Origin of the sequence: Nocardiopsis exhalans (genome assembly GCF_024134545.1) — a bacterium.
Taxonomy (GTDB): Bacteria; Actinomycetota; Actinomycetes; order Streptosporangiales; family Streptosporangiaceae; genus Nocardiopsis; species Nocardiopsis exhalans.
Genome location: NZ_CP099837.1, coordinates 3,006,599 through 3,019,500, shown reverse-complemented (window position 1 = coordinate 3,019,500; position 12,902 = coordinate 3,006,599). Strand labels below are relative to the sequence as shown.

Sequence of the window (12,902 nt, the reverse complement as noted above, 5' to 3'; positions counted from 1 at the left end):
AGACGATCCCGCCATGGCGCCAAGGAACAAACCTCATACAGCTTCTCGTGCACGTCCATGATCCCGACCCGGAAAGGCGCATCGTGTCGAACTCCCCCTCTTGGCCTCCACAGAGCGTCGGAGGCTACCGCCTGCTCAGGCAGTTGGGTAAAGGCGGGTTCGGCGAGGTGTACCTCGGTGAGAAGGGAGATGGTGAATACGCGGCGGTCAAGATCCTGCACTCCCGGCTGGCGGGGGACGTGTCCGCACGAACACGTTTCGAAAAGGAGCTCGAGCAGATCCAACGGGTCAGTTCCTTCTGTATCGCCCCGGTGCTGGACGCTGATCCGCACGCCCCGGTCCCTTGGATCGCGACGGAGTACATCAGAGGTCCGTCCCTGACCGACGCTGTTCTGAACAACGGCCCCAGACGAGGGGTCGACCTCCACCGGCTCGCGGTCACCACGGCCACCGCCCTTACCGCCATCCACTCGGCCGGTGTGCTGCACCGGGACCTCAAACCGGACAACATCATGTTGGCGGCGGACGGGCCCAGGGTCATCGACTTCGGGATCTCCAGAATTCTCGAATCCGCGTGCGTGCTCCCGAGCGGACAGATCGGCACACCCGGCTACATGGCGCCGGAGCAGTTGAACGACGTGCCTCTCACCCCCGCTGTCGATGTCTTCGCCTGGGGAACCGTGCTCGTGTTCGCCGCGACCGGCCGACAGGCGTTCCCGGTAAGCTCGGTCGCCGCGTGGATGCGCCAGCTGGTCGAGGGTGAACCCGTTCTCGACGGCCTCGAGGAACCCTTCCTCGGCATCGTCAGGGACTGTCTGGCCAAGGACCCTGCGGCCAGGCCAAGCGCACAGGAACTCCTGATGAGGGTGACCACACTTCCTCTCCCCTCCGGACGGAACGCGGTATCGCCACCGCTTCCTGTGCACGACCCTGTTCCCCGAACTCGTTTGGGGCTGCCGAGCGAGGAGGAAGACGATGGTATCTGGGATGACTGGGATGCCTTCTTCGGTGAGGACAGCGACCTCCCCGAGATGGAAGACAGCCCTCTTGCCCAGGCCCAAGCGGACCACAGGCTGGGGAAGCTCATCGCCGCGACCGCCGTCGCGCTCGTCCGCGCGGGCCTGCCTTACGTCAGTGATGCTCTGCTGCTCGAATCCCACTTCTTTCTCCGGTCCGGTGTCGAGATCCCTGCGGGGATCTCGTACTCGGAAGAGCTCGAGTGGGCGGCCCGGCCGTACCCGGAGGGCGGTGGTTTCCTGCTTCACTTCGAGGGCAGAGGCTGGCGGCCAACGGAACCCCTGTTCGAAAGCACCCGTGAGGTTGCTGTCCCCCTTGAGCTCTGGCTTATCGCCGTGGCCAACGCCAGGGCCCCGTCAGATGTCGCGTTGAACGCCTTGAACGAGGGCGACACGGATTCTGCCGTCCTCGTCCTCCGATACGCCGCCAAAGAAGGCGACCCGATCAGCAAGATGATGCTCGGCACCTTCCTGACCGGCTCTCGCCAATACCGTGCCGCCGAACGCCTGCTCCGCGAAGCCATGATCTTCCTCGACATGCCGGAGATCGCTTTCGAACTCGGCAAGGTCCTCCACGAGACCGAGAGGTTCGACGAGGCCGAGACCTGGTTCCGCCGGTCCGCCGATGAGGGGTTCACCAAGGCGCTCGCCCATCTGGGAACCCTGTACGAAGGGATGGCCGAGGAGGTCGACGCGGAACGTTATTGGCGGGAAGCCGCGAAGAAGGGAGATCCCCTGGGCATGGTGCTCCTGTCATCCGACCTGATCATGCAAGGCCGGGCAACCGCCTCCCGGAAATGGTACGAGCGAGCTCTCGCCACCGCTGGGCCCGGTGTACTCATCGAGGCCGGTGACCTGTATCGGGGAATCGGTGCTGGGCCTGAGCACTTCTACTACACCGCAATCCGGGAGGGGCACCCGGCCGGCCAGGAACGTCTGGACTCGCTCTCTGACTACTGGAAGCGCGGAGATGCCGACATAGAGCTCTTCGATGACCACGAACCGTCGGAAGAGCCTGCTGACAGCGGCGGGCAAGCACCCTAGTGCCGTTGTCTGCCTACTTCACGGCTCCGCAGGCCCGGCTCAGATATGGGCGGACAGGGCGCTGACCAGTACATGGATGTTGGTCCACGGGTCGCTGTCAAGCGGAGTGGTGTTCACGCGCTCGAGCTGGCTCCCGGCGATCAGACCACGGGGGATCCGATGAACCCGCTCCTTCCATGGCACTCATGCGGAGACACCAGTTCGGCTGGCGGCGGCTTCTCGGACTTTCTCCAGGTACGCGGGAATCAGCTCCGCCGGGTCACCTGCGGCCTCCTCTACGAGACTGGTCAACAAGTCGGTGTCGGCAGCACCCAACTGCACAAGAGGTCGGCGGATACGTACCGCCCAGGCTCCCGGGCGGGTGTCGGGGAAGACCTCCAGTTCCGGCACCAGGGGCGCGACCTCCACACCGGTCCGGTAGGAGGTCACTCGCTCCAGTTTCAGGTCACAACCTCGGTTGAAGTCGCGCCCGGCGATGGTCACCGGGTCCTCGAAGGCACGCACCGGTGTGGTCACCTCGGCCAGGCCGATGAGCCGAGTGCGGTCACGGGTGGGGTTGTGCCAGCAGCCCCGGGTGGTGAGCAGGATCAGCCGGTCTCCCACCGCGAGCCGATCCACCTCCGCACGCCGGGTGGCGGGGAAGGCCATCCGTTCGTGGGCCAACACCCAGGCCACGGCCTCGCGTTCACTGAGAATCAGCAGATAGGTACTGGGACTTTCGGGTTCAGTGCTCATATCCGGACCAGGATCCCACGGTGCCCCGTGGGCCGCACGGTGTGCGTGCGTGGCCTCACGGTTCCCGTGCACTCAGGCGTGGCCAACCCCAAGTACTCACAAGTTCTTATTAAAGCTCTTATTCAAACTGTTTTCATCCAGCAAGAAGCGGCGTTGAGCTGGGATTCTCCTGCCCCACTGGCATCCAATGCCACTCAAGCGGGTTAAAGTACTTATCATCAAGTACTATGCTCACCCGTGTCGGCTTCCAGATGCGGGAGCCCGAACGCGAGGAGCCCGATGACCACGCCCCCTGCACAACCTCCACGCCAGACCGTCGTCTTCGTCAACGTCAACCGCACCTGGCCCTCGGTGGAACAGGGCGACCTCACGGAAGCTGAGGTAACCCTCGGCGACTGGAACCCCTACAAATCCAACTCCCGGTCCCTCCTCGCGTTCGATCCGGACGATGTCGTCCTGGTCCTGGCCTACCGCAGGGGAGAGGTCCTGGCGGCTTTCGATGTCGATGAGCACGGTGTGAAATGGCTGACCAGCTACGATCCGCATCGCATCAGGTGGAGCGGAGTGCCGTCGACCAGGTGGGCCCGCCTGGTCGGAGCAGACTCCCCCGTCAAGTGGAGGCAGGGCGAGGGCGTCGCACTGAAGTCCATGTCGATGGAAGAACTTCAGAAAATTACTTCTGCACCCGGAAGCGATTCAGGCCACGACAGGGATCCCCACAGGGAAACGAGCACTCCCCCGACTAATGAGGTGACCGTCAGCGTGGCAGGAGTGACCGTGACGGTCCAACCTCCTTCGACGACGGAGGTCATCGTCCCCGACGGCATGGACGTGCTGGTGAAGCGGCGTTAGAACACCCGTCCTGCAGCGCTCCGGCCCCGGTCCCCTCTTCTGGAGTCCGGGGCCGATCGGCTTCGCGGAACGCTACAACAGGGCGTTCGGGGGCTTGAAGAGGCCGTTGTCCTCGAAGCCCTCCTCCTCGGGTCCCGTCGTACCCGCGGGTCCCGCCGCGCCGCCCTCCGCTTCCTCCGCCCGGGCGGCCTTCTCGGGAAGCAGGGGGCTGGGGTCGCCGTGCCAGGTGATGGTCAGGGAGTCCCTGGCGCGGGTGGCGGCCACGAACATCAGGGAGCGGGCCTTCTGGACCTCCTGGGCGTAGCGGGTGGGGTCGGAGGCGCGCAGGCGTTCCAGTCCGGCGCGGGGCACCAGGCCCTCGCACATGGCGGCGATGGTGACGTGCTGGTACTCCAGTCCCTTGAACCGGTGCAGGGTGCCCACGTGCACGGCTTCCTCGAAGCCGGCGGGCGGGCCCTCCCTGCCCAGGGAGGCGGCGCGGACCCCGCCCCGGTTGAGGGCGTACTGCACCGCGTCCACCTCCTCCTTGGTGGGTGCGGCCACCGCGATGGACGGGGCGGTGTCGTGGGGTGCGTTGTCCCGCAGGTCCTTGGCCCAGGCGACGATGGCGTCGCACTCAGCCGCCCAGGTGCGCGAGCCCCGGAAGACCGGGCGGGGGCCGCGCAGTACCGACCGGTACCCGGACAACGTGTCCGTGCCGTCGTCCAGATCGTCCCACTCCTCCTCGCCCAGCAGCCCCAGCGCCGAACCGAGGATCTCCCGGGTGGTGCGGTAGCTGAGGGTCAGCCGGGAGGAGCGCCCGCGGATGTTGATGCCGAGCGCGCCCAGGGAGACCCGGTTGTCGTAGATGCGCTGGTGGGTGTCGCCGACCAGGAAGATGTCGTTCTCACCCTGGTCGACCGTGGCGCGCAGCAGGGTCCAGTCCGCCGAGCTCAGGTCCTGGGCCTCGTCGACCACCACGTGCTCGTAGCGGAACCGCAGTCTGGTGGAGGACTCGTCGGCTCGGTGCAGGAACTGCCCGCCCGCCCGGGCCTCGCGGTCGCGGTTCTCCAGGATCTTGGCGGCCCGCTCTCCCTCGATCCGGGCGGCGGCTTGGGCGATCTGCCGGTAGGTCCACACGCCCTTCTCCTCCAGGCGCATGGTGAAGCGCTCCACCAACTGCCAGATCTCGGCGCGCTGGGCCCGGCTGATGCGCTGCCCGCGCCCGGCCCGGCGGGCCCGGAAGTACTCCGAGCGGGTACGGATCCCCTGACCGACGATGACCTGGTTCCACTCGTCCTCGAGGAACTCTGCGGTCCAGCGCTGTTCGCCGAGCTCGGTGAGCATGCCGCGCCACTCGCGGGTGACCTGGGAGTCGGAGATGGGTCGGCGGCCGTGGCCGCCCTGCCCGCCCTCGTTGACGATCCGCCTGCTGAGGCTGTCGATGTTGACGATGTCGACCCGGTCCAGCACCGTCTGCCCTGCCAGGTCGCGCAGGCGCAGGCGCAGGTCAGCGGCGAGGTTGGTGTTGTAGGTGGTGAGCAGGACCGCCTTGTTGCGGCCGGTCGGCAGGTTTTCCACCAGGTTCTTGACCCGGTGCAGAGCCACGATGGTCTTGCCGGTGCCGGGACCGCCGCTGACCCGGGCGGGGCCGCGGTAGGTACGCCTGACCAGTTTCTCCTGGGTGGGGTGCAGGAACACCTTCCAGGCGGAGAAGTCATCCTCCAGCACCTCGCGCAGGCCGGTGTCGGAGGTGGTCACCCGGGTGCTGGGGCGGGCCAGGGCGGCGGTGAAGTCGGCGGGGTCGACCGGCCCCTCGGCGGTGACCGGAGCGGTGATGTCCTCGAGCACCTCGTCGAAACCGCGGCCGTCGGCGAGGGCGAGCAGCACCTCCTCGGTGTGCGCGGGGGCACCGTAGACCAGCTCCAGGAGGGCGCTCTCGCCGCGCACCGCCAGGGCCTCCTCGACCAGGCCCTCGGCGACACCGAGCCGGCGGAGCTGCTCGGCGGAGTAGGCGGCGAAGAGCGGTGCCCCGTGCGACGACGGGGGCTCGGCGGCCTCCGCGGCCGGCGCGGGTTCCGGAACCGGCTCCGGCTTGACCTCGGGCTCCGCGGGCTCGGTCGCCTCGACCGCGGGGGCCGGTTTGGCGAGTCCCTCCTGCGGGGCCTCCTCGGCCGCGTCGCGGGACTCGACGATCCCGAAGATCTCCAGCGCACCGGTGACCTTGTTGACCTCGTACCGGAACCGGTCGAGGTTGTCGTACACGTGCTGGCGCTTGCGGACGCCGACCAGGATGTAGTCGCCGTCGCCCACGTGGAACAGCAGCGCCCGGTAGTCGGCGTTGACCCTGGCGGAGTGGAGCTTGTCGTGCCCCTTGAGCTGCTGGAACTTCAGCCCGGTGGCGGTCGGGTTCTCCCGGAACTTGTACTGGAAGTCGTACAGGGCACCCTTGACACTCTGGGGGAGTTTGCGGATCTGCTTGTCGGCCTTGTCCAGCAGACGCAGTGTGGTCTTTCCGGGCACGCTCATCCCTTCGGTTCCTTCTCGGTCCGGCCGGGCCGGTCGTCAGGCCGCGACGCGGCCGTGGTCAGCATGGCGGACAGCTCCGACACGTCCCAGTCGGCGGCTTCCCGGACGTGCCATCCGGCCGCGACGTAGGCGTCCACGCAGCGGTCGCGGTCGTCGGTGCTGCCGTGGAACTCCGCGGGGAGCACCACGGCCACCCCGTGGTCGGGCCAGGCCAGTTCGGCCACCCACATGCCCGAACCGGGCAGCTCGTAGCCGACCTCCGGTGCGGTGACCCCGCGCCGGGACAGTTCTCCGGCGAGCGCGGTCAGGGCGGGGTCCTGGTCCTCCATCCAGTCCAGGGCCTGGACCCACTCCGGGTCGACGGTGACGTCGAAGGCGTGCGAGTCCCCGGCGGCCTGCGCGGCCGTCTGGTCCACCTTGGTGCGGTCGACCTTGGTCGGGGCGATCGGGGGCCCCTCGACCCGCGTGCCTTCAACGCGGGTGGTCTGGACCCCGACCGAGGGCAGCGCCGTGCGGCTGAGGACCAGCGTGTCACCCACCAGCTCGTCGATCTCCTCGGGGGTCGGCGGGTGCTCGGCGACGCTGTCGTTGAGGCTGTATCCGCCGAAGGCGGCCAGGGAGGCGGCCTCGAAGGAGCCCAGGGCGCTCAGCGCCAGCTGGGCGCCGTCACCGCCCTGGACCGCCAGGAACTGCACCCAGTTGCCCCAGTAGAGCCAGGACTTCCAGCGGCGCTTGTGGGCTTCGGTGTCCGCGACGACGGTCGCGTGCTCGTCGTCCAGGAGCACGAAGGCGCTGAGGGCGTTCTGCGGGACCTGGCGGATGACCACCACGCGCAGACCGGAGCCGTCGGCACCGCGGACCAGCTGGCAGTCCGTTCGTCGGACAAGTGGGAGCAGTGGCTCGTCGCCCTCCAGAATTGCGGTGAACCGTGGGGCGAGGTCGGCCCCGGGCCGCATGGTCCCGTCGACGCCCTGGGCCCCGGCCATCCCGATCGCCAGGGCCGCGGCACGGGCGGCCCAGGCCTTGTCGTCGGGGTCGGTGAGGTAGGCGAACAGGGTCGTGGCCGGGTTGACCCAGGTGTACCGCTCCAGTTCCTTGGGGTCGGACCCGGTGAACAGCTTCCGGGCGCGTTCGCGGCCACCGGTGCCGTAGGGCTCCCAGACCGGGGTGCCCTTGCGATAGACCGCGGCGTCCTTGCCCTTCTCCATGACCTCGACGTCGTCCCAGGTGAGCTGGAAGACAGTGATGCCCTGGGCGCGCAGCCAGGCGCGCTTGGCGGCGTCGTCGGCGATCCGGTTCTTCTCCGGGGAGGCGTGGTAGCGGTAGCCGTCCAGGTAGACGGCGACCTGCTGGCGGGCGGAGTCACGGCGGCGGAAGACGACGTCGGGGCGGGTCTTCTCGAAGGAGTTCTGCAGGATGACGTCCCAGCTCACCACCCCCTGGGCGGTGTCCAGCTGCAGGAGCGCCTTCTTGCGGCCGTCCAGGCTGCCCTCCCGTTTGAAGGTACGGGAGGTGCCGCCCTCGCGGGCCCAGCGCTCCAGGCCAGCGAGGAAGCGGCCTTCGAGCTCGCTCTCCACCTGGTCCCACAGGGAGATCAGGCCGGTGTGCTGGACCTCGTCGGTGCGCCAGTCGTCGAGGAGGTCGGCGAGCATCTGCAGGGCCACGCCTCGGTCGGCGGAGGGGAACTCGGAGTCGCTGACGTGGGCGAGCAGGCAGCGGTGGCAGGCGGGGCGGCCGGTGAGCTCCTCGGCGCAGGGGCAGTTCGTCAGCACCTCGCGGGCGGCGGCGAGGACCTCGCGGATGCCGTCGGCGCCCTTGCGCGGGTTCAGGTAGCCGCTGCCGCCGGGGAGGGTGTCGTAGACGACCAGGTAGCGGCGCTGGTGGCCGGTGGCTTCGTCGGGCATGGTGGCCACGACCGCGTCCAGGTGGTCCAGGGCCCCGCCGTAGACGCGGGCGAACCCGGCCATGAGCGCGGCCTTGAAGCTCACCATGCGCTCGTCGGTGTGCACGGTGGCCACCGGCAGCAGGATGCGCAGCGCCTCGGTGCGCAGGGTGTGGGCGAGTAGCAGGGGGACGTGTTCGACGCTGTCGCCGCGCCGCTGGCGGCACCAGGGCCGGTGGTAGCTGGGGCGCGGGTCGTACTGGCTGCTCAGCATTTCGGAGACGGCCTGGAGGGGTTCGTCCGGGGTGGCTCCGCCGCAGTTGCGGCACACGTGGAACGGGTTGACGGCCACCTGTTCACCGGCGAAGGCGACCTCGGCGGTGCGTTTGCCGCCCGAGCGCCCGAGATTGAAGCGGCGCACGGTGGCGTCCCGGGTGAACTCCACACCGAAGGCGTGCCCGGCGTGCCGCCAGGCGCCCTCCTCCACGCGGTCGGCGGGGATGTCCACGGTCACCGCGGTCTGGTAGAACTCGCGGCGCCGGTCGTCGTGGTCGTCCCGGATGAGGGCGTCCTCGCGACGGTCGCGGGCGTGCACGCGGGTGGGCTCCAGGACCAGGTGCAGGCAGCTGCGGTCGCCGATGAAGGCGTTCTGGCAGCGCGGGCAGGGCGAGGTGTCGCTCTCGGCGTTGTGGGTGCGCACGTAACCGCAGGCCGGGCAGATCCGCCAGGGGTGGTAGGCCTGCCTGGCGCGCGAGCCGATGTCCAGCCCGTCGATCTGGTGCCGGAAACCCTGCACGTAGTAGTGGTTGCCGGGGGCGAACTCGGTGAGCGCCATCCGGGCGGGGCGCTGGTACTCGCGCACCTCCGAGCGGAAGAGGCGGGCGGGGCCACCGTCAGGGGACTCCTCGTCCCAGGTGAGGGTGGCCTCCAGCTCCACGGCGGAGTCGATGAGCGAGTAGTTGGGCAGTACCCCGTACTCGACCAGGGCCCCGTGGGCGCTGGTGCGGCCGATCTCGCCGATGCGGCGCTGCACGGCGGCGCGCTCGGCGTTCAGGGTGCGTTTGCGGCTCTTCTGCTCGGGGTCGGAGTCCAGGAGGCGGTCGCTCTCCTCCTTGACGGCGGCCACGCGCTGGCGCAGGTCGCCCAGGCGCTCGTCCCAGGCGTCCTCGGCACGCTTGAGCGTGTGCCTGATCCCGCCGGTGGCGAAGGCGCGCAGCTGCTCGGCGGCGGGGGCGTCGATGTCGTTCCCGGCGCCGGTAAACAATTCGAGGAACCGCTCGACCTGCTCCGGCCCGATCTTCAGGGCGGAGGCGGTGAAGCCGCGTAGCCAGCCCAGGTCGCCGAAGAGGTCGGCGGCGCGGCCGGGCAGCGCCGGGGTGCCGGGCAGCTGGTCGCGGGCGGCGCAGTCGATGAGGTGGGCGACGTACTGGCGGCGCAGGATCTCCATCGCGGACGGGAAGCTGCCCGGCGGGTCGATGCGCCCGGCGATCATGTCGCGGGGTTCCTGCAGGTAGTACTGCTCGCGGGCGCGGCGGCCCACGAGGGTGAGCAGGAGGGCGTTACCGGTGCTGCGCCCAGCCCGGCCCACCCGCTGGATGTAGTTGGCGGGCCCGTGCGGCAGGGAGCCGAGGATGACGGCGGACAGGTCGCCGATGTCGATGCCCAGTTCGAGGGTGGGGGTGGCGGACAGGACGTTGGGGTCGGTGTGCCGCTCCCCCTTCTTGAACGCGCGCTCCACGTGTTCGCGCTGGGCGCGGGTGAGCTGGCCGGTGTGTTCGGCGGTGGTAACCCGGAAAGGGTCGGCGTGCTGGTACAGGCGCCTGTAGTAGTCGCTGCGGAAACGCAGGTCCTCGTCGGGCTGGAGGGCGCCCGAGCAGCGGTAGCGGGGGCAGCGGGCGCTGCGCCAGTCGTCCTGCTGGTCCAGAAGGACGGTCTGGCGCCAGTTGCACACCGGGCAGATGAGACCGGCCCGGGCCACGTCGGTGTTGCCGATGCCGGTGACGCGGATGTGGCCGGGGGTGAGCCCGTAGGCGCGGGTGGTGCTGTCCTCGGTGGTGAACCGGTCGATGACGCCCTCGTCGTACAGCAGGTCGAGGAGGCGGCCTAGGTAGCGGGTGGCGGCGTCGGCGGGCACACCGAGGCAGCGGGTGGTCCAGTCCTGGTACCAGGTGCCCTTGCCCGCGATGGAGTCGAACTCGCTGCCGTTCTTGGCGCGGTCCAGCAAGAAGCGCGGGGCAGGCACGGAGATACCGCGCTTGGGCCTGGGGAAGGCGGGCATGCCGTCCGGGCGCTTGCCCCAGATGGTGCCGTAGCGCTTGGTTCCGGCGTTCTGGATCCACCCGTCCAGCCAATGGTGCCGGATGCCGCCGCGGGTACGGATGCGGTCCAGCAGTCCGCGCACATAGCCGCGGAAGACCTCGGGGTCGGGCAGGCCGGTGAGGGCTTCGGCGCTGTGCTGGAGCAGATCGCGGGCGAGCCCGGCGACCCGGTCGGGGTCCTCCAGCCGCACGTGGGCGGTGGCGGTGCGGGTGAGTTCGATGGTGCGGCCCTGCCGGGAGCGCAGCCCGAACTCCAGGACGGCGGTGAAGGCGAGGCGCTCGCCCACCATCTCCCACTGGGCGCCGGTACCGGTGTCCTCACCGGCCAGGAGTTCGTCGATGCCCTTCTGGTCGTGCAGGTCGGGCGGGACCACGCAGGCCAGGTAGCTGGGCCGTTGCGCCTCCAGGACGGTGTCCGCGATGAGGTCGTTGAGGAACTTGGGGGTGCTGCGGGTTCCGCCAGGGGCCTCGGGGTCGGGGGTGGTGAGCCGGGAGGCGAGCAGGGATCGCGCGGAGAAGGTGTAGGACCGGTTGGAGACGAAGCCGGCGCGGTGGGCGGCGTCCTGGACCGAGTCGTTGAACAGCAGGGTCTTGTGGGCGTCGTCACCGTACGAGAGCTGCCCGCCGGTGAAGAGCTCGGTCACCGCCACCGAGGCCAGCGCGGCCAGACCGGAGCCGAGGAAGCGGGTGCCCTGGTCGGCGTCGCAGACCGGGCAGCGGTCGTTCTCGGCGGCGCGGAAGGCCTGGGCGTCGTGGCGGATGTCGGTGAGGACGAAGACCCCGTCCAGTTCCTGCTCGTCGTGGGCCCTGATGTCGGCCTGGGTGACGGGCCGGACGTGGGTACCGGAGGAGGAGAGCACCCACACGGTCTGGTCGGCGCCACTCTCCTGCGCCTCCTGCCGGGTGGCGTGCATGAGGGGGCGCAGGCCCCGCTTGGCGGTGACCGCCGTCCGGTAGATCTTCTCCGGGGCGGTCTCCAGGTCGTTGGGGGTGGACTCCGGGGAGACGGCCGCCCAGCCGGAGCGGCCGCAGTGGCGGCAGTAGACGGCGGGCAGGTGGGCGCGGCCCAGGGTGCCGGTGGTGGTCTCGGCACCCCGTCCGACGGGGGTCTCCCCGTGCCAGGTGAAGGAGGCCCTGTTCGAGACCGCCCGCAGCAGACGGGAGACCGAGCGCACCCACAGGTGGGTCTCGACGGTGACGAGGGGGCGGGCGGGTCTGCCGTCGACGGGGTCGGGGGCGTCGGGGTCCCGGGCGAGGGAGAGCAGCGCGACATAGCGGGCCAGGGCCTCGGTGGTGAGTTCCGGGGTGCCGCGCATGGCGGCCGCCCACTTCTCCGCGCCGTGTTCGGGCAGGTGGTCGAGGACCTCGTCCAGGGAGTGGACCCCGCCGTCCAGGACCTTCAGGACCGCGCGGGTGAGCACGTGCTGGCGCAGGACCGCGCCGAGTTGTTTGGGGGTGAGGTCGTCCCGCTCGGTGAAGGCCTTCATGATCGGGCCCATGCGCTTTGGATTGCCGTGCGGGTCGGGCAGGTTGGCCACCCGGACGGGGTTGGGCACCGGGTACTTGTTGGTGGTGGTGCCGGTGAACTCCTCCAGGGAGAGCCGGTCCTCGCCGACGACCGAGTCGGGGCCGAACTCGGTCCCGAAGACGGTGGCGGCCACCTCGCGGATCCCGTGCGCGGGGGTGGACTTCTCGACGACGGTCTCGCCCTCGGAGTCGGGGGCCGGGTCGTCCTGACCGAGGGTGGCGCTGGTGGCGACCGGGCAGATGTCCCCGAGGGGGTAGCCGGGGCGCGCGTTCCCGGTGGCGGACGCGAGACGGCGCAGCAGCATGGCCACATCGGTGCCCTGGGCGCCGTCGTAGGTGTGGAACTCGTCGACCACGATGTAGGTGAGTTCGGAGTCCCGCCAGAGCGGAAGGTCCTCGGACCGCTGGAGGAGTAGGTCCAGCATCTTGTAGTTGGTGACGAGGATGTCCGGGCGGATCCGCCGGATCTCGCCCCGGGACGTGGCGACGTGGTCGTATCGGGTGTCCGGAGTGTCACCGATGTAGAGGCCGGCGGTCACCTGGGAGAGGGCCGGGTCGGCGAGGGTCTTGTTGAGACGCTCCGCCTGGTCAGTGGCGAGGGCGTTCATCGGGTAGAGCAGGATCGCCTTGACCCCGCTCTTGCCCTGGGCGCGGGCACGACGGCAATGGTCCAGGACCGGGACGAGGAAGGACTCGGTCTTACCGGAACCGGTACCGGTGGTGATGAGCGTGGGCTCGGGAGCCTTCCCGAGGGAGGACAGACGTTGGAAGGCCTTCGCCTGGTGCAGGTAGGGCGTGAAGCCGGGCGGGTGCCACTCGAGGGCCGAGCGCCAGGAGTCGTCGGACTTCCGGAAGGGCGTCCGGACTCGCAGGTAGGGGCCTCGGAAGATGCCCTGGGTGGAGTCGTTGAAGAAGTACTCCAGGCCTTCACGGACGGGTTCGTCAGCGAGCGCGAAGGTAGTGGAGAGGTACTGGGTGATGTTGCGCCTGACTTCGGCGGCGGCGAGGGTTGGCTGCATG

At 69.5% G+C, this 12,902-nt stretch carries 5 protein-coding genes; 2 read left to right on the top strand and 3 right to left on the bottom strand.

Annotated features, from left to right (window positions below):
* Nucleotides 1–47: 47 nt before the first annotated feature.
* Nucleotides 48–2,060 carry a protein kinase domain-containing protein gene (locus tag NE857_RS13385; protein WP_254421283.1) on the top strand — a complete coding sequence of 671 codons (2,013 nt, stop codon included), beginning with the start codon at nucleotides 48–50 and terminating at the stop codon, nucleotides 2,058–2,060.
* 183 nt (nucleotides 2,061–2,243) lie between these two features.
* Here NE857_RS13385 and NE857_RS13380 read toward each other — a convergent pair whose 3' ends face one another.
* The gene (locus tag NE857_RS13380; protein ID WP_254421282.1) at nucleotides 2,244–2,795 is read right to left on the bottom strand and encodes a hypothetical protein; all 552 of its coding nucleotides are present in this window, start codon (nucleotides 2,793–2,795) and stop codon (nucleotides 2,244–2,246) included.
* A 279-nt stretch (nucleotides 2,796–3,074) separates the two neighbouring features.
* Between NE857_RS13380 and NE857_RS13375 the strand changes: the two genes are divergently transcribed.
* On the top strand, nucleotides 3,075–3,647 hold the full coding sequence (locus NE857_RS13375) for a hypothetical protein (protein WP_254421281.1): 573 nt from the start codon (nucleotides 3,075–3,077) through the stop codon (nucleotides 3,645–3,647).
* Between the two features lie 72 nt (nucleotides 3,648–3,719).
* Here the strand turns inward: NE857_RS13375 and NE857_RS13370 are convergent, their stop codons facing one another.
* A complete protein-coding gene (locus NE857_RS13370; RefSeq protein ID WP_254421280.1) occupies nucleotides 3,720–6,155 on the bottom strand; it encodes a UvrD-helicase domain-containing protein in 2,436 nt (811 codons plus the stop codon).
* On the bottom strand, nucleotides 6,152–12,901 hold the full coding sequence (locus tag NE857_RS13365) for a DEAD/DEAH box helicase (protein ID WP_254421279.1): 6,750 nt from the start codon (nucleotides 12,899–12,901) through the stop codon (nucleotides 6,152–6,154). The genes NE857_RS13370 and NE857_RS13365 overlap by 4 nt, the downstream gene beginning before the upstream one ends.
* Nucleotide 12,902: the final 1 nt, after the last annotated feature.

Bases quoted from the DNA above. Each gene is read 5' to 3' on its own strand.
- NE857_RS13380 (WP_254421282.1), bottom strand. From the start codon at position 2,795: ATGAGCACTGAACCCGAAAGTCCCAGTACCTATCTGCTGATTCTCAGT.
- NE857_RS13375 (WP_254421281.1), top strand. From the start codon at position 3,075: ATGACCACGCCCCCTGCACAACCTCCACGCCAGACCGTCGTCTTCGTC.
- NE857_RS13370 (WP_254421280.1), bottom strand. From the start codon at position 6,155: ATGAGCGTGCCCGGAAAGACCACACTGCGTCTGCTGGACAAGGCCGAC.
- NE857_RS13365 (WP_254421279.1), bottom strand. From the start codon at position 12,901: ATGCAGCCAACCCTCGCCGCCGCCGAAGTCAGGCGCAACATCACCCAG.